This window comes from Pasteurella bettyae CCUG 2042 (assembly GCF_000262245.1).
Taxonomy (GTDB): Bacteria; Pseudomonadota; Gammaproteobacteria; order Enterobacterales; family Pasteurellaceae; genus Basfia; species Basfia bettyae.
This window is the reverse complement of record NZ_AJSX01000016.1, coordinates 17,192-30,559: the sequence shown is the minus strand read 5'-3', so window position 1 is coordinate 30,559 and position 13,368 is coordinate 17,192. Positions and strand designations below refer to the sequence as shown.

Annotated in this window: 24 protein-coding genes and 1 riboswitch; of the genes, 2 read left to right on the top strand and 22 right to left on the bottom strand. The window is 38.6% G+C overall.

The window, feature by feature from the left end; all coding sequences use genetic code 11:
* Positions 1-32 precede the first annotated feature (32 nt).
* Complete coding sequence (gene ribB / locus HMPREF1052_RS03355) at positions 33-677, bottom strand: 3,4-dihydroxy-2-butanone-4-phosphate synthase (protein WP_005759630.1); 645 nt, start codon at positions 675-677, stop codon at positions 33-35.
* An 89-nt stretch (positions 678-766) separates the two neighbouring features.
* Positions 767-908: riboswitch (FMN riboswitch) on the bottom strand.
* 158 nt (positions 909-1,066) lie between these two features.
* On the opposite strand from ribB, the gene nadR reads away from it, so the two are divergent.
* Complete coding sequence (gene nadR, locus HMPREF1052_RS03350) at positions 1,067-2,332, top strand: multifunctional transcriptional regulator/nicotinamide-nucleotide adenylyltransferase/ribosylnicotinamide kinase NadR (RefSeq protein WP_005759650.1); 1,266 nt, start codon at positions 1,067-1,069, stop codon at positions 2,330-2,332.
* Between the two features lie 8 nt (positions 2,333-2,340).
* Positions 2,341-3,027, top strand: a complete 687-nt coding sequence (locus HMPREF1052_RS03345) for a metallophosphoesterase family protein (protein WP_005759633.1) — start codon at positions 2,341-2,343, stop codon at positions 3,025-3,027.
* A 73-nt stretch (positions 3,028-3,100) separates the two neighbouring features.
* Here HMPREF1052_RS03345 and rplQ read toward each other — a convergent pair whose 3' ends face one another.
* The 21 genes from rplQ to rpsC all read right to left on the bottom strand — a co-directional run bounded on the left by rplQ (position 3,101) and on the right by rpsC (position 13,362).
* The gene (rplQ, locus tag HMPREF1052_RS03340; protein ID WP_005759610.1) at positions 3,101-3,487 is read right to left on the bottom strand and encodes a 50S ribosomal protein L17; all 387 of its coding nucleotides are present in this window, start codon (positions 3,485-3,487) and stop codon (positions 3,101-3,103) included.
* Positions 3,488-3,521: 34 nt separating this feature from the next.
* Positions 3,522-4,511 (bottom strand): DNA-directed RNA polymerase subunit alpha, encoded by a 990-nt coding sequence (locus HMPREF1052_RS03335; protein WP_005759608.1) that lies wholly within the window; start codon positions 4,509-4,511, stop codon positions 3,522-3,524.
* 32 nt (positions 4,512-4,543) lie between these two features.
* Positions 4,544-5,164, bottom strand: coding sequence for a 30S ribosomal protein S4 (rpsD, locus tag HMPREF1052_RS03330; protein ID WP_005759597.1), 621 nt, complete (start codon positions 5,162-5,164; stop codon positions 4,544-4,546).
* Between the two features lie 29 nt (positions 5,165-5,193).
* Positions 5,194-5,583 carry a 30S ribosomal protein S11 gene (gene rpsK / locus HMPREF1052_RS03325; protein ID WP_005701868.1) on the bottom strand — a complete coding sequence of 130 codons (390 nt, stop codon included), beginning with the start codon at positions 5,581-5,583 and terminating at the stop codon, positions 5,194-5,196.
* Positions 5,584-5,598: 15 nt separating this feature from the next.
* Positions 5,599-5,955, bottom strand: coding sequence for a 30S ribosomal protein S13 (gene rpsM, locus HMPREF1052_RS03320; protein ID WP_005759625.1), 357 nt, complete (start codon positions 5,953-5,955; stop codon positions 5,599-5,601).
* A gap of 138 nt (positions 5,956-6,093) precedes the next feature.
* On the bottom strand, positions 6,094-6,207 hold the full coding sequence (gene rpmJ / locus HMPREF1052_RS03315; RefSeq protein ID WP_005759601.1) for a 50S ribosomal protein L36: 114 nt from the start codon (positions 6,205-6,207) through the stop codon (positions 6,094-6,096).
* A 29-nt stretch (positions 6,208-6,236) separates the two neighbouring features.
* A complete protein-coding gene (gene secY, locus HMPREF1052_RS03310) occupies positions 6,237-7,562 on the bottom strand; it encodes a preprotein translocase subunit SecY (protein ID WP_005759587.1) in 1,326 nt (441 codons plus the stop codon).
* A 7-nt stretch (positions 7,563-7,569) separates the two neighbouring features.
* Positions 7,570-8,004 carry a 50S ribosomal protein L15 gene (gene rplO / locus HMPREF1052_RS03305; RefSeq protein WP_005759612.1) on the bottom strand — a complete coding sequence of 145 codons (435 nt, stop codon included), beginning with the start codon at positions 8,002-8,004 and terminating at the stop codon, positions 7,570-7,572.
* Positions 8,005-8,008: 4 nt separating this feature from the next.
* Positions 8,009-8,188, bottom strand: a complete 180-nt coding sequence (gene rpmD / locus HMPREF1052_RS03300; protein ID WP_005759616.1) for a 50S ribosomal protein L30 — start codon at positions 8,186-8,188, stop codon at positions 8,009-8,011.
* A gap of 6 nt (positions 8,189-8,194) precedes the next feature.
* Positions 8,195-8,695: a 30S ribosomal protein S5 gene (gene rpsE / locus HMPREF1052_RS03295; protein ID WP_005759617.1), complete on the bottom strand. Its 501-nt coding sequence runs from the start codon at positions 8,693-8,695 to the stop codon at positions 8,195-8,197.
* A 15-nt stretch (positions 8,696-8,710) separates the two neighbouring features.
* Positions 8,711-9,064: a 50S ribosomal protein L18 gene (gene rplR / locus HMPREF1052_RS03290; protein ID WP_005759611.1), complete on the bottom strand. Its 354-nt coding sequence runs from the start codon at positions 9,062-9,064 to the stop codon at positions 8,711-8,713.
* Positions 9,065-9,077: 13 nt separating this feature from the next.
* The gene (rplF, locus tag HMPREF1052_RS03285) at positions 9,078-9,611 is read right to left on the bottom strand and encodes a 50S ribosomal protein L6 (protein WP_005759604.1); all 534 of its coding nucleotides are present in this window, start codon (positions 9,609-9,611) and stop codon (positions 9,078-9,080) included.
* Positions 9,612-9,626: 15 nt separating this feature from the next.
* The gene (gene rpsH / locus HMPREF1052_RS03280; RefSeq protein ID WP_005759599.1) at positions 9,627-10,019 is read right to left on the bottom strand and encodes a 30S ribosomal protein S8; all 393 of its coding nucleotides are present in this window, start codon (positions 10,017-10,019) and stop codon (positions 9,627-9,629) included.
* Between the two features lie 36 nt (positions 10,020-10,055).
* Positions 10,056-10,361 carry a 30S ribosomal protein S14 gene (gene rpsN, locus HMPREF1052_RS03275; protein ID WP_005759628.1) on the bottom strand — a complete coding sequence of 102 codons (306 nt, stop codon included), beginning with the start codon at positions 10,359-10,361 and terminating at the stop codon, positions 10,056-10,058.
* Positions 10,362-10,372: 11 nt separating this feature from the next.
* Positions 10,373-10,912 (bottom strand): 50S ribosomal protein L5, encoded by a 540-nt coding sequence (gene rplE / locus HMPREF1052_RS03270; RefSeq protein ID WP_005759594.1) that lies wholly within the window; start codon positions 10,910-10,912, stop codon positions 10,373-10,375.
* Positions 10,913-10,929: 17 nt separating this feature from the next.
* Positions 10,930-11,241 (bottom strand): 50S ribosomal protein L24, encoded by a 312-nt coding sequence (rplX, locus tag HMPREF1052_RS03265; RefSeq protein WP_005759638.1) that lies wholly within the window; start codon positions 11,239-11,241, stop codon positions 10,930-10,932.
* 15 nt (positions 11,242-11,256) lie between these two features.
* Entirely contained in the window at positions 11,257-11,628 is a 372-nt protein-coding gene (gene rplN / locus HMPREF1052_RS03260; RefSeq protein ID WP_005759632.1) for a 50S ribosomal protein L14, read from the bottom strand.
* A gap of 154 nt (positions 11,629-11,782) precedes the next feature.
* Positions 11,783-12,040, bottom strand: coding sequence for a 30S ribosomal protein S17 (rpsQ, locus tag HMPREF1052_RS03255; protein ID WP_005759643.1), 258 nt, complete (start codon positions 12,038-12,040; stop codon positions 11,783-11,785).
* Entirely contained in the window at positions 12,040-12,231 is a 192-nt protein-coding gene (rpmC, locus tag HMPREF1052_RS03250; RefSeq protein WP_005759637.1) for a 50S ribosomal protein L29, read from the bottom strand. Before rpmC ends, rpsQ begins: the two co-directional genes overlap by 1 nt.
* Positions 12,231-12,641, bottom strand: coding sequence for a 50S ribosomal protein L16 (gene rplP / locus HMPREF1052_RS03245; protein ID WP_005759634.1), 411 nt, complete (start codon positions 12,639-12,641; stop codon positions 12,231-12,233). The genes rpmC and rplP overlap by 1 nt, the downstream gene beginning before the upstream one ends.
* 13 nt (positions 12,642-12,654) lie before the next feature.
* Positions 12,655-13,362: a 30S ribosomal protein S3 gene (rpsC, locus tag HMPREF1052_RS03240; RefSeq protein ID WP_005759657.1), complete on the bottom strand. Its 708-nt coding sequence runs from the start codon at positions 13,360-13,362 to the stop codon at positions 12,655-12,657.
* Positions 13,363-13,368 lie beyond the last annotated feature (6 nt).

Below are 13,368 nucleotides of genomic sequence, written 5' to 3'. Positions count from 1 at the left end.
TTTCTACCGCACTTTTATATCAACGAATAGCGCTATTTATTATATTTTATTCTATATTCGACTAAATCTTCAATTGTGACTACTGGATAACCAAATTGCTGTCCAAAAGCAATAATTTCTGGAGTTCGAGCCATTGAACCATCATCATTTGTAATTTCGCAAATAACTCCTGCGGCCTTATAGCCTGATAATTTAGCAAGATCAACTGAAGCTTCTGTATGACCTCGACGTTCTAATACACCATTATCTTTTGCACGTAATGGATAAATATGTCCAGGGCGGTTTAAATCCGTCGGCTTGGCCCCATCAGCGACTGCAGCTTTAATTGTTGTAACACGATCAGATGCAGATACCCCTGTGGTGACTCCTTTTGCAGCTTCAATACTAACAGTAAATGCAGTTTGATTAACCATCGTATTATGTGTCACCATTGGTGGCAAATCTAATTGTTGACAAAGTTGATCACTCATGCACAAGCATACAATACCGCTGCCATAACGAATTAATTTCGCCATTTGAGCTGGCGTAATCGTTTCTGCTGGGAAAATAAGATCGCCTTCATTTTCTCGATCTTCGTCGTCTAATACTAATACACCATTCCCTTTTTTAAAGGCTTCTAATGCTGCAATTACACGTGCTTCAGATGTGCCAAATGAAGATAATAATGACTGATTCATAGTAAATTCCTTGATTAATTAATATTCAATACCAGAATCAGGGCTGATTATAAAAATAACTCAACACAAGTCATAAAACCTGTGTTGTCTTTTATTCTCTTTCATCCAGACTTTAACTGTTGGCTTTGGCATCACACCAAATCTGCTGACCTTAAATATTAAGCGCTCGTGGGCTCATGTAAATATACATATACCACCAGTAGGGAATTTCACCCTGCCCTGAGAATGCACATATAGTATATCGCAAAGCAGAGAATGAAAAAATAATTTTCTTTGTAGCAAGAATTACATACAATAGGCAAATAAATTAATAAAAAATAGCATGATATACTACAAAATTGCAGTTAAGTTCTTGTATTTTTAAAATACAAAATTATAAGGAATAATCAATGTCCAACTTTTCTTATCTTCAACATAAGCGTAAACAATTGAATTTAAAAGTAAATGATATATGTTTACAAGCCAACGTAACTCGAGCTTATTTTAATCAACTAGTAAGCGGGAAAATTAAAAATCCAAGTGCAACAAAATTAACAGCACTACATAAAGCACTGCAAATTACTGAACAAGAAGATAAAAAAATTGGCGTCATTTTTGGTAAGTTTTATCCTGTACATACAGGACATATCAATATGATCTATGAAGCGTTCAGTAAAGTAGATGAATTACATGTAATTGTCTGCAGTGATACTGAACGTGATTTAAAACTATTCTATGATAGCAAGATGAAACGTATGCCAACGGTCCAAGATCGATTACGTTGGATGCAGCAAATCTTTAAATACCAAAAAAATCAAATTTTTATTCATAACTTAGTAGAAGATGGTATTCCTAGTTACCCTAATGGTTGGCAAGGTTGGTCTGATGCGGTTAAACAACTTTTTAAAGATAAAGGTATTAAACCGAGTGTTGTATTTACTAGCGAAGTACAAGATAAAAAACCTTATGAAACTTATCTTCAACTAGACGTTTACCTAGTTGATCCCAAACGAGAGTTTTTTAATGTTTCAGCTACCAAAATACGCACCCAACCTTTTAAATATTGGAAATTTATTCCTAAGGAAGTACGTCCTTTCTTTGCTAAAACAATTGCTATATTAGGTGGAGAAAGTAGCGGAAAATCTGTACTAGTGAATAAACTTGCAACTGTATTTAATACAACTTCCGCTTGGGAATACGGTCGTGATTACGTATTTGATAAATTGGGAGGAAATGAGCAGGCCATGCAATATTCTGATTATCCTAAAATGGCATTAGGACATCAGCATTATGTTGATTATGCAGTACGGCATGCTCATAAAGTAGCATTTATTGATACTGATTTCATTACTACGCAGGCATTTTGCATTCAATATGAAGGAAAACCTCACCCATTTCTAGATTCAATGATTAAAGAATATCCATTTGATGTAACTATTTTACTCAATAACAATACAAAATGGGTAGACGATGGTTTACGTAGTTTGGGCGATCGAAAACAACGCCAACGCTTTCAGCAATTACTTAAAAAATTGTTAGATAAATATAAAGTTCCTTATATAGCAATTGATTCACCTAGTTATCTAGAACGATATAATCAGACAAAATTGATAGTAGAAAAAGTTCTTGATGATGAAGAAATTCCCGAACTGATACATGTAAACACAAATGAATAAGGGGATATATGATCTTATTTGCAGGTGACCCACATGGAAGCTTTGAACATATTCATAATTTTCTGTGTGATAAAAAAGATATCTCTTTGATTATTTTAGGAGACCTACAGCTCTCTTCTACTAGTGAATTAGAAAAACTCGCTAAAAATTGTGATGTTTGGTATATCCATGGTAACCATGACAGTAAAACGATTTCAGCATTCGAGACCTTATGGGGAACAGAATGGAAAACAAGAAACTTACATGGTAGAATCGTTGAAATAGAAGGTCAAAAAATAGCAGGGTTAGGAGGGGTATTCAGAGGACAAATATGGATGCCACCTAATAGACCACTCTTTTTTGATCCGATTCATTTTTGCCAATATTGTCCACAAGAAAAAATTTGGCGAGGTGGCATACCATTGCGTCATCGTTCGTCCATATTTCCATCTGATATTGAGGACTTAAGTGTAGAACAAGCAGATATATTGATCTGTCATGAAGCACCAAAACCTCATCCATCAGGCTTCGCAATACTTAATCAATTAGCTGAAAAAATGCAAGTGAAACATATATTTCATGGTCATCATCACGAAAATTTTGATTATTCACAATTTCCCCAAAATACATTCAAAACAACTAATGTAGGATTTAGAAGTTTATGTGATCTCGAAGGAAATTATCTTATTAAAGGAATTGATGATCGAAAGATTTAGATCGAACCTACACAATAAAATAGAAAAGAAAAAGCTCGCATTTAGCGAGCTTTTTAATAGCATAACTTAATAATTATTCTGCAACTGTTTCAACAGCTACTTCTGGGCGATCTACTAACTCAATGTAAGCCATTGGCGCATTATCACCTGCACGGAAACCACATTTCAAAATGCGAGTGTAACCACCTGCACGTTGAGCAAAACGTGGACCTAATTCATTGAATAATTTAGCAACAGTTTCAATGTTGCGTGTACGAGCGAAAGCTAAACGACGGTTTGCTACGCTGTCTTCTTTTGCTAATGTAATTAACGGTTCAACTACACGACGTAATTCTTTAGCTTTAGGCAAAGTAGTCTTGATAATTTCGTGACTAACTAAAGAACTTGCCATATTACGGAACATCGCTTGGCGATGACTGCTATTACGGTTTAGTTGACGACCACTCTTACGATGGCGCATGATCTTATCCTTCTCAGAAAAATCGACCTAGAAACTAGTCTTCAGCAATACTTGCTGGAGGCCAGTTTTCAAGGCGCATACCCAGTGATAAACCTCGAGAAGCAAGTACATCCTTAATTTCAGTAAGTGATTTCTTACCAAGATTAGGTGTTTTTAATAACTCAACTTCTGTACGTTGTACTAAATCACCGATATAATGAATTGTTTCTGCTTTCAAACAGTTAGCAGAACGAACTGTCAACTCTAAGTCATCAACAGGACGTAACAGAATCGGATCGAATTCTGGTTTCTCTTCCTTAACTTCAGGTTGACGAACATCACGCAAATCAACGAATGCATCTAGTTGCTCTGCTAAAATTGTTGCCGCACGACGAATCGCTTCTTCTGGATCAATAGTTCCATTTGTTTCTAACTCAATAACTAATTTATCTAAGTCAGTACGTTGTTCAACACGTGCTGCTTCAACATTATAAGCAATACGGTCAACTGGACTATATGTCGCATCCACTAATAAACGACCGATAGGTCTATCTTCGTCTTGGGCATGTACACGTGCTGATGCAGGTACATATCCTCTACCACGTTGAACACGAATACGCATATTAATAGATGCATTTTCATCAGTTAAATGACAAATAACATGTTCAGGGTTTACGATTTCAACATCACCATCATGAGTAATGTCTGCAGCAACAACAGGGCCGATTCCAGACTTGTTTAATGTCAGAAAAACATCATCTTTATTCTGAACTTTAACCGCTAGGCCTTTTAGGTTTAGAAGAACTTCAAGAATATCTTCTTGAACACCTTCTTTACTACTATATTCGTGCAATACGCCGTCAATTTCTACTTCAGTTACAGCACAACCTGGCATTGAAGATAGAAGAATGCGACGTAATGCATTACCTAGAGTATGACCAAAGCCACGCTCTAACGGTTCTAAGATCACTTTAGCATGAGTTGCGCTGATTTGCTCAATATCTACTAAGTGTGGCTTTAAAAATTCTGTAACAGAACCCTGCATTTTATCCTCTCTTTGCATCTAAGCTTTAACTATTATTTAGAATAAAGCTCAACGATCAGATGTTCGTTAATGTCTGCTGATAAATCAGAACGTTCAGGAACACGTTTGAAAACACCTTCCATTTTAGCAGCATCAACTTCTAACCAAGTTGGTTTTTCTTTTTGTTCTGCTAATTCTAATGACGCTTTAATACGTGCTTGTTTTTTAGATTTCTCACGAACAGCAACAACATCATTAACTGAAACTTGGAAAGATGGAATATTCACAACACGACCATTTACAACAATCGCTTTATGACTCACTAATTGGCGAGCCTCAGCACGAGTTGCAGCAAAGCCCATGCGATAAACAACGTTATCCAATCGACCTTCTAATAATACTAGTAAATTTTCACCAGTATTACCTTTTAAGCGGTTTGCTTCTTTATAGTAGTTACGGAATTGACGTTCTAAAATACCGTAGATACGACGAACTTTTTGTTTTTCGCGTAATTGACTACCATAGTCAGACAAACGCGGTTTACTAGCACCGTGTTGACCTGGTGCTGTATCAATTTTACATTTTGAATCAATAGCACGCACGCCAGACTTAAGAAATAAGTCTGTGCCTTCACGACGGCTTAGCTTGAGTTTTGGACCCAAATATCTTGCCATTTTCTTTCTCCAATTATCCTAACGTCTGACTAAACACGACGTTTTTTCGGTGGACGACAACCGTTATGAGGAATCGGAGTCACGTCTGTAATGTTCGTGATACGGAAACCCGCTGCATTCAATGCACGGATTGTTGATTCACGACCTGGACCCGGACCTTTAACCATAACTTCCAAGTTCTTTAAACCAAATTCTTTTACGACTTCGGCACAACGTTCTGCAGCAACTTGTGCAGCGAACGGTGTTGATTTACGAGAACCACGGAAACCTGAACCACCTGCGGTAGCCCACGCTAGTGCGTTACCTTGACGGTCAGTAATAGTCACGATTGTATTATTGAAAGATGCGTGAATATGAGCTACGCCATCTACAACTTGTTTTTTTACACGTTTACGTGCACGAACTGGTGTTTTAGCCATTAATATTTACCCCGACTATTTTTTGATCGGCTTACGAGGACCCTTACGGGTACGCGCATTAGTTTTAGTACGTTGACCACGTACTGGTAAGCTACGACGATGGCGTAAACCACGATAACAACCTAAGTCTAAAAGACGTTTGATGTTAAGTGTTACTTCACGACGTAAGTCACCTTCAACGGTAAATTTACCAACTTCGTCACGCAGTTTGTCAATCTGCTCTTCAGACAATTCGCTGATCTTAACATCTTCAGCAATACCCGCTGCTGCACAAATAGCTTGTGAGCGTGTTTTACCGATACCGTAAATTGCTGTTAAAGCGATTACAGTGTGTTTATGATCAGGAATGTTAATGCCTGCAATACGGGCCACTATGCACTCCTATTTTTAACTAATTTGGCAACACTGATCTTGAAAAGCCCGTTTCAGGATACTCAAACAGTGTACCAAGGACATAAATGAGTTGAGCAGTATAACTGCTCAACTGGTTCTTTGCAAGAGAATTATCAATTAACCTTGACGTTGTTTATGTTTAGGGTCGCTGCATAATACACGCACAACACCTTCACGTTTAACAATTTTGCAGTTACGACAAATTCTCTTAACGGAAGCACGAACTTTCATTGCTTATCCCTTTTTATCTTTAGGACAACTTATTGTCCAAAACCTCTTAGGTTTGCTTTTTTCAACGCAGATTCATACTTTGTAGACATTAAATGACTTTGAATCTGTACGATGAAATCCATAATTACCACTACAACAATCAGTAAAGAAGTACCACCGAAATAGAATTGTACATTCCATGCTGACATCATAATGTAAGGAACCAAACACACGAATGTAATATATAAACCGCCAATTAGGGTTAGGCGAGTCATAATTTTATCAATATAACGTGACGTTTGTTCACCTGGTCTAATTCCGGGTATGAATGCTCCAGATTTTTTTAAATTATCCGCTGTATCACGAGGATTATATTGCATTGCAGTATAGAAAAAACTAAAGAAAATAATTGCAATTGCATAAACAATCAAATATAAAGGCTGACCTGGTGACAATAACATTGACAAATCAGTTAACCATTCAAGACTTGAACCTTGACCAAACCACTGCGTTAAAGTTGCAGGGAAAAGAATGATACTTGAAGCAAAGATAGCAGGAATTACACCAGCCATATTTACTTTTAAAGGTAAGTGAGTTGAATGACCACCTAAAATTTGACGACCTTGCTGACGTTTTGCATATTCAACTTTAATTCTACGTTGTCCTCTTTCAAAGAAAACAACGAAATAGGTTACTGCGAAAACAACTACGGCAATCAATAAAAGAACTAATAGATGCATTTGCCCTTGACGAGCCTGCTCAATAGTTTGACCGATAGCGGCTGGAAGTCCAGCGACAATACCTGCGAAAATGATTAAAGAAATACCATTACCAATACCACGTTCTGTGATTTGTTCTCCTAACCACATAAGAAACATTGTTCCTGTGACTAAGCTGATAACAGCAGTAAAATAGAAACCGAAACCTAAATTTGGAACTAGGCCAGGTAACATATTTGGCAAACCAGTTGAAATTCCTATCGCTTGTAAAGTAGCAAGACCTAATGTTGCATAACGAGTATACTTACTAATTTTACGACGACCTGATTCACCTTCTTTTTTTAATTCATTTAAAGCTGGGTAAACCGTGGTAAGCAATTGGATAATAATAGATGCCGAAATATAAGGCATAATACCCAATGCAAAAATAGATGCACGGCTTAAAGCACCACCAGAGAACATATTAAACATATCAATGATGGTGCCTTTTTGTTGTTCAATCAATTGAGCTAACACGGCTGCATCAATACCAGGAACCGGAATGAAGGAACCAATACGGAAGACAATTAGTGCGCCTAATACAAAAAGTAATCTACCTTTCAGTTCACTACTTCCACTTTGAGTACTTCTACTTTGATAGCCTGGTTGCTTAGCCATTTGTTAATTATTCCTCAACTGAACCGCCAGCAGCTTCAATTGCTGCTTTAGCGCCTTTAGTTACACGTAAACCACGAACTGTTACAGCACTTTTAACTTCACCTGCTAAAATAACTTTAGCAAATTGAATGTTTTTAGTGACTACATTAGCCGCTTTTAATGCTTCTAAAGTTACAATATTACCTTCTACTTTGGTTAAATCATTCAAACGAATCTCAGCAGTAACAGCTGCAATCATTGAAGTAAAACCAAATTTTGGTAAACGGCGGTATAAAGGCATTTGTCCACCCTCGAAACCACGACGAACACCGCCACCAGTACGAGATTTCTGACCTTTGTGACCACGGCCACCTGTTTTGCCTAAACCAGAACCAATACCACGACCTAAACGCTTAGCACTATGCTTTGCACCTTCAGCCGGAGCTAGAGTATTTAAACGCATTACTTTACTCCTCTACTTTAACCATGTATGAAACTTGGTTAATCATACCACGTACTGCTGGAGTATCAATTAACTCAACGGTATGGTGCATATGGCGAATACCAAGACCACGTAAAGTAGCTTTATGTTTCGGTAAACGAGCGATAGAACTACGTACTTGTGTTACTTTAATAGTTTTTGCCATTGTCAATTACCCCAAAATTTCATCAACGGTTTTACCACGTTTAGCAGCAACCATTTCAGGTGATTTCATATTTGCTAGTGCATCAATAGTTGCACGAACAACGTTAATCGGGTTAGTTGAACCATACGCTTTAGAAAGAACGTTATGAACACCTGCGACTTCCAATACTGCACGCATTGCACCACCAGCGATGATACCTGTACCTTCGCTAGCTGGTTGCATAAATACGCGAGAACCAGTGTGAACACCTTTAACAGGGTGTTGTAATGTACCTTCATGTAAAGCTACATTAATCATATTGCGACGTGCTTTTTCCATCGCTTTTTGGATCGCTGCCGGAACCTCGCGCGCTTTACCATATCCAAAACCAACGCGACCATTACCATCACCCACTACTGTTAAAGCAGTGAAACTCATGATACGACCACCTTTTACTGTTTTTGATACACGGTTTACCGCGATTAGCTTCTCTTGCAGTTCACCAGCTTGTTTTTCGATGTTTGCCATCTGAAATTACCTCTATTAGAACTGTAGACCAGCTTCACGGGCAGCGTCCGCTAAGGATTGGACACGACCATGATATTTAAACCCAGAACGATCGAAAGCTACGTCTTTAACGCCTTTCGCTAATGCACGCTCAGCTACTAGTTTACCAACTACAGCTGCGGCATCTTTGTTACCGGTATATTTAACTTGCTCACTAATTGCTTTCTCTACTGTTGAAGCTGTGGCAAGCACTTCTGAACCGTTTGGTGCGATTACTTGTGCATAAATATGACGCGGAGTACGGTGAATAACTAGACGTGTTACACCTTGCTCTCTCATCATATGACGGGCACGAGCCGCACGACGGATACGAGCTGATTTCTTATCCATAGTGTTACCTTAATTATTTTTTCTTAGCTTCTTTCGTACGAACCACTTCATCAGAATAACGAACACCTTTACCTTTATAAGGTTCAGGTTTACGGTATGCACGAATATCTGCAGCAACTTGACCGATTAATTGTTTGTCAGCACCTTTTAACACGATTTCGGTTTGAGATGGACACTCAGCAGTGATACCTGCCGGTAAAGCATGCTCTACTGGGTGAGAGAAACCTAAGCTTAACGCAACTACGTTGCCTTTAACTTGTGCTCTATAACCAACACCCACTAATTGTAACTTCTTAGTGAAGCCTTCAGTAACACCGATAACCATTGCATTAACTAATGCGCGAGTAGTACCAGCTTGTGCATTCGCTTCAACTCCATTATTACGAGGAGAGAAAGTTAGTGCATTATTATCTTGTTTAACTTCAACAAAGTTATGAATGGTACGAGTTAATTCACCATTTTTACCTTTTACTGTTAGTAGCTGACCGTCAATTTTTACATCAACGCCGGCAGGAACACTAACAGGTGCTTTTGCAACACGAGACATTTTCCTACCTCTCTATTAAGCTACGTAACAAATGATCTCACCGCCTAAACCAGCTTGACGAGCTGCACGGTCAGTCATTACACCTTTAGATGTAGATACTACAGCAACACCTAAACCGCCCATTACTTTTGGTAATTCGTCTTTACGTTTATAAATACGAAGACCAGGACGGCTAACACGTTGAATACTTTCTACAACTGGTTTGCCTTGGAAATATTTTAAAGTAATTTCCAATTCAGGTTTTGCACCTTCTAAAACTTTAACGCTTTCGATATAACCTTCAGCAGCTAATACGTTGGCAATAGCCACTTTTAGCTTGGATGAAGGCATACTGATCGCAACTTTGTTCGCAGCTTGACCGTTACGAATACGAGTCAACATATCTGCGATTGGATCTTGCATACTCATTGTGCTTTTTCTCCGATTCCAAAATAAAGTGGTAAATTACCAGCTAGCCTTTTTAAGGCCCGGGATTTCGCCACGCATTGCAGCTTCACGAACTTTAATACGGCTTAAACCAAACTTACGTAAAACGCCATGAGGACGTCCAGTTTGGCGACAGCGGTTACGTTGACGGCTTGGGCTTGAATCACGTGGTAAAGTTTGTAACTTTAACACTGCATCCCAACGCTCTTCGTCTGAAGATTTTTCATCAGAGATGATACGTTTTAATTCTACACGTTTAGCATAAAATTTTTCAGCCAATTTAACGCGTTTTACATCGCGTGCTTTCATTGATTGTTTAGCCATTGTAACCTGCCTTATTTACGGAATGGGAAATTAAAGGCAGCAAGTAGTGCTTGACCTTCTTCATCATTCTGAGCAGTAGTTGTGATAGTGATATCTAGACCACGTACACGATCTACTTTATCGTAATCGATTTCAGGGAAGATGATTTGTTCACGCACACCCATGCTGTAATTACCACGACCATCGAATGATTTCGCACTTAAACCGCGGAAGTCACGAATACGTGGAACAGCAATTGTAATTAAACGTTCTAAGAACTCCCACATACGTTCACCACGTAGTGTTACCTTACAACCGATTGGATATCCCTGACGGATTTTAAAGCCAGCAACAGATTTACGAGCTTTAGTAATTAAAGGTTTTTGACCGCTAATTGCTGTTAGATCTGCTACTGCATTATCTAAAAGTTTTTTGTCGGTCAATGCTTCACCCACACCCATATTCAGGGTAATCTTTTCGATTCGTGGGACTTGCATGACAGATGCGTAGTTGAATTTAGATTTTAATTCATTAACTACTTGATCTCTGTAGTAATCATGCAGTTTCGCCATCGCATTACTCCAGTTTGTTAAATAATTTCATTGTTAGATTTGAAGAAACGTACTTTTTTACCTTCTTCGAATCTAAAACCTACACGGTCAGCTTTATTTGTCTTTGGATTGAAGATAGCAATATTTGATACATCAATTGCAGCTTCTTTCTTCACTAAACCACCTTCTTTTCCTAATGTAGGAACTGGTTTTTCATGTTTAGTAATGATTTTAACACCTTCAACAATCACTTTACCGTTTGGTAACACTTGAGTTACCTTACCACGCTTACCTTTATCTTTACCGGTAAGAACGATTACTTCATCATTTTGACGAATTTTTGCAGCCATTTGATTGCTTCTCCCTTACAGTACTTCTGGCGCTAAAGAGATGATCTTCATGAATTTCTCTGAACGAAGTTCACGAGTCACCGGTCCAAAAATACGAGTACCGATTGGTTGCTCTGAGTTATTATTTAAAATAACACATGCATTACCATCGAAGCGAATAACTGCTCCGTCTGGGCGACGAACACCCTTCTTGGTGCGCACAACAACTGCTTTTAAAACATCACCTTTTTTAACTTTACCGCGAGGAATTGCTTCCTTCACTGTAACTTTGATGATATCACCAATAGCAGCATAACGACGGTGCGATCCACCTAGAACCTTGATACACATTACGCTACGAGCCCCTGAGTTATCAGCAACATCCAGCATAGTCTGTTCTTGGATCATATTAGTGCTCCGTTAAAATTTAAATAAACCCTTTCGGGACGACACCTACCCATTCAGATAGACGGTGTATTATAACACTACTTTTTATGGATAGACAACACAAAAAAGTAAACGGCATTACACCGTTTACTTTTTATTATTTTATGCAGTGAAATTAAGCTTCAACAGCTTTTTCAACTACACGAACTAATGTCCAAGATTTAGTTTTTGATACTGGACGACATTCTTTAATCTCTACAGTATCACCAATTCTTGCTTCATTGTTCTCGTCATGCACGTGTAATTTAGTAGTACGACGGATAAATTTACCTAAAAGTGGGTGTTTCACTTTGCGTTCAATTGCAATTGTGAAAGATTTATCCATTTTATCGCTGATTACACGACCTTGCACAGTACGAATTTTATCAGTCATTACTCACCCGCCTTCTCGTTTAGTACAGTTTTAACTTGTGCAATATTACGACGCACTTGTTTTAACTGGTGGGTTTGTTGAAGCTGACCGGTAGCTGCTTGCATACGCAATTTGAATTGCTCACTTGACAAGTTAACCAATTCAGCATTCAGCTCTTCAACAGTTTTTGCACGTAGTTCTTGAGCTTTCATTACATCACCGTTTTAGTTACGAATGTTGTTTTGATAGGAAGTTTCGCAGCGGCTAAAGCAAATGCTTCACGTGCGATTTCTTCAGAAACACCATCCATTTCATAAAGTACTTTACCCGGTTGGATTAAGGCTACCCAGTACTCAACGTTACCTTTACCTTTACCCATACGGACTTCTAATGGTTTTTCAGTAATTGGTTTGTCTGGGAAAACACGGATCCAGATTTTACCTTGACGTTTAACCGCACGTGACATTGCACGACGCGCAGCTTCGATCTGACGAGCTGTTAAACGACCACGGCCAATTGCTTTTAAACCGAAGGTACCGAAGCTCACATCTGTACCAATGGCAATACCACGGTTACGACCTTTGTGAACTTTACGGAATTTTGTACGTTTTGGTTGCAACATTTAACAGTTCTCCTTACTTACGACCTTTGCCGCGTGGTGCCTTTTTAGGCGCAGCAGGTTGTTGTTCTGGTTGTTGTGCAATTGCAGCCATACCACCAAGAATTTCACCTTTGAAGATCCATACTTTAACGCCGATAACGCCGTATGTAGTATTTGCTTCAGAAGTGTTATAGTCGATGTCCGCACGTAATGTATGTAGAGGTACACGACCTTCACGATACCACTCAGAACGTGCAATTTCTGCACCACCTAAACGACCGCTAACTTCAACTTTGATACCTTTAGCACCTAAACGCATTGCATTTTGTACTGCACGTTTCATAGCACGACGGAACATTACACGACGTTCTAATTGAGAAGCGATACTATCAGCTACTAATTTAGCATCTAGTTCAGGTTTTTTAACTTCAGCAATGTTGATTTGCGCTGGCACACCTGCAATTGCAGCTACTGCGTTGCGTAATTTTTCAACATCTTCGCCTTTTTTACCGATAACGATACCAGGACGAGCTGTATGAATTGTAACACGAATGCTTTTTGCAGGACGTTCAATAGTGATACGTGAAACTGAAGCATTTGCTAATTCTTTGTTTAAGAATTTACGTACTTTGAAATCGCCGTCTAAATTATCAGCGAAGTCTTGTGTATTCGCGAACCAAGTAGAGCTCCAAGGCTTAACAATACCTAGGCGAATACCATGTGGATTGACTTTTTGACCCATTGCTAT

What these genes read in the sequence shown, in the direction of transcription:
- ribB (WP_005759630.1), bottom strand. Translation starts at nt 677, where the DNA reads ATGAATCAGTCATTATTATCTTCATTTGGCACATCTGAAGCACGTGTA.
- nadR (WP_005759650.1), top strand. Translation starts at nt 1,067, where the DNA reads ATGTCCAACTTTTCTTATCTTCAACATAAGCGTAAACAATTGAATTTA.
- HMPREF1052_RS03345 (WP_005759633.1), top strand. Translation starts at nt 2,341, where the DNA reads ATGATCTTATTTGCAGGTGACCCACATGGAAGCTTTGAACATATTCAT.
- rplQ (WP_005759610.1), bottom strand. Translation starts at nt 3,487, where the DNA reads ATGCGCCATCGTAAGAGTGGTCGTCAACTAAACCGTAATAGCAGTCAT.
- HMPREF1052_RS03335 (WP_005759608.1), bottom strand. Translation starts at nt 4,511, where the DNA reads ATGCAGGGTTCTGTTACAGAATTTTTAAAGCCACACTTAGTAGATATT.
- rpsD (WP_005759597.1), bottom strand. Translation starts at nt 5,164, where the DNA reads ATGGCAAGATATTTGGGTCCAAAACTCAAGCTAAGCCGTCGTGAAGGC.
- rpsK (WP_005701868.1), bottom strand. Translation starts at nt 5,583, where the DNA reads ATGGCTAAAACACCAGTTCGTGCACGTAAACGTGTAAAAAAACAAGTT.
- rpmJ (WP_005759601.1), bottom strand. Translation starts at nt 6,207, where the DNA reads ATGAAAGTTCGTGCTTCCGTTAAGAGAATTTGTCGTAACTGCAAAATT.
- secY (WP_005759587.1), bottom strand. Translation starts at nt 7,562, where the DNA reads ATGGCTAAGCAACCAGGCTATCAAAGTAGAAGTACTCAAAGTGGAAGT.
- rplO (WP_005759612.1), bottom strand. Translation starts at nt 8,004, where the DNA reads ATGCGTTTAAATACTCTAGCTCCGGCTGAAGGTGCAAAGCATAGTGCT.
- rpmD (WP_005759616.1), bottom strand. Translation starts at nt 8,188, where the DNA reads ATGGCAAAAACTATTAAAGTAACACAAGTACGTAGTTCTATCGCTCGT.
- rpsE (WP_005759617.1), bottom strand. Translation starts at nt 8,695, where the DNA reads ATGGCAAACATCGAAAAACAAGCTGGTGAACTGCAAGAGAAGCTAATC.
- rplR (WP_005759611.1), bottom strand. Translation starts at nt 9,064, where the DNA reads ATGGATAAGAAATCAGCTCGTATCCGTCGTGCGGCTCGTGCCCGTCAT.
- rplF (WP_005759604.1), bottom strand. Translation starts at nt 9,611, where the DNA reads ATGTCTCGTGTTGCAAAAGCACCTGTTAGTGTTCCTGCCGGCGTTGAT.
- rpsH (WP_005759599.1), bottom strand. Translation starts at nt 10,019, where the DNA reads ATGAGTATGCAAGATCCAATCGCAGATATGTTGACTCGTATTCGTAAC.
- rpsN (WP_005759628.1), bottom strand. Translation starts at nt 10,361, where the DNA reads ATGGCTAAACAATCAATGAAAGCACGCGATGTAAAACGCGTTAAATTG.
- rplE (WP_005759594.1), bottom strand. Translation starts at nt 10,912, where the DNA reads ATGGCGAAACTGCATGATTACTACAGAGATCAAGTAGTTAATGAATTA.
- rplX (WP_005759638.1), bottom strand. Translation starts at nt 11,241, where the DNA reads ATGGCTGCAAAAATTCGTCAAAATGATGAAGTAATCGTTCTTACCGGT.
- rplN (WP_005759632.1), bottom strand. Translation starts at nt 11,628, where the DNA reads ATGATCCAAGAACAGACTATGCTGGATGTTGCTGATAACTCAGGGGCT.
- rpsQ (WP_005759643.1), bottom strand. Translation starts at nt 12,040, where the DNA reads ATGACTGATAAAATTCGTACTGTGCAAGGTCGTGTAATCAGCGATAAA.
- rpmC (WP_005759637.1), bottom strand. Translation starts at nt 12,231, where the DNA reads ATGAAAGCTCAAGAACTACGTGCAAAAACTGTTGAAGAGCTGAATGCT.
- rplP (WP_005759634.1), bottom strand. Translation starts at nt 12,641, where the DNA reads ATGTTGCAACCAAAACGTACAAAATTCCGTAAAGTTCACAAAGGTCGT.
- rpsC (WP_005759657.1), bottom strand. Translation starts at nt 13,362, where the DNA reads ATGGGTCAAAAAGTCAATCCACATGGTATTCGCCTAGGTATTGTTAAG.